General features: G+C 41.3%; 2 protein-coding genes. Both read left to right on the top strand.

The genetic code is table 11. The features are described from left to right. Positions 1-817, top strand: an 817-nt coding sequence (locus tag ACIFQM_RS24895; protein WP_430066409.1) for an Ig-like domain-containing protein, incomplete at its 5' end; no start/stop codon positions are given. A 63-nt stretch (positions 818-880) separates the two neighbouring features. Beyond that, positions 881-1,006, top strand: a complete 126-nt coding sequence (locus tag ACIFQM_RS24900; RefSeq protein ID WP_257721144.1) for an SHOCT domain-containing protein — start codon at positions 881-883, stop codon at positions 1,004-1,006. Positions 1,007-1,115 lie beyond the last annotated feature (109 nt).

Here is a 1,115-nt window from a genome sequence, read left to right on the forward strand (position 1 = left end):
AACAGGTAAAGTCATCTCCATGCCAGAGGGCAACATCCTGGTTACCGTACAAGACAATACAGGTACGAGGGGTATTACATTAAGCCAACGATTTTATATGACTCATCAGCCGTTTAAAATAGTTGGAATTGACCGCACGATGAATGGCATCATCCAGTTAAGCTGCACATTGGATAGCATAAATACAGCTTATGATGATGTGGAACATAACATTGCGGACAAATGGAAGTACGAGATTGCTCATACATACGCATTACAAATAAACCATGGAACGATAGCCCGTGTACGATTCAACGAAACGTTATCTTTGAATGTGACCGCTACGGATAATGGGAATGAGATGGCGAATCCGCCGATTACTTATACATCTAGTGATCCGAGTGTAATTAGCGTAGACCAGCAAGGTCAGGTTATGGGCATCGCTTTAGGACAAGCAAGCATCACCACGAAATTAACGTATCATCCGACAGTGCTGAGTACCATTGAAATGAGAGTCGTCGAAACGGGAATGCATATCTATTCGATAGCCATTACTGGTATTCCCATGCTCAAAACAGGACAAAGTGCATCATACGTCAGTCATATTTATGATCATGGAACAGAAGTGTTTGACCAGTCGGTGGAGTGGAGCCTACGAAATCAAGATGATTCGACTCCTACTAAGGGAAGCATAACAACCAGCACAGGAAATAGCGTAACCATAAAAGCAGGAAGCAGTAGTGGAGCGAACAATAAAGCCCTTGTACTGACTGCCACCTTAGTAAGCGATCCTAGCATGACAATAGAAAAGACCATTAGCCTTAAAAATTTATTCTGAGCATTATATCTATACGGCTTGCCCTAGAGGTGAGCCATTTTTATTTCAAAGGAGCACATACATATGCAACAAAAATCTATCGATTACTTGCTCAGTCTGAGTCTATTGAAGCAATTAAGATCACAACAGTTGATAACAGAAGAAGAATTTATTGCGATTGATCAGCTTAATAAAAAATCTTTCAAGTAGCTATAACATGGGCAGAAATGGACTTGATGATGTGCCGAAAGCATTATACCATGTGACCGTATAAAGAAGATATCGAAGGGAGAAACGTCTATGGCCCAAGCCACAACCG

This window comes from Paenibacillus sp. NRS-1782 (genome assembly GCF_050467685.1).
Classification (GTDB): Bacteria; Bacillota; Bacilli; order Paenibacillales; family Paenibacillaceae; genus Paenibacillus; species Paenibacillus terrae_A.

What these genes read in the sequence shown, in the direction of transcription:
- ACIFQM_RS24900 (WP_257721144.1), top strand. Translation starts at nt 881, where the DNA reads ATGCAACAAAAATCTATCGATTACTTGCTCAGTCTGAGTCTATTGAAG.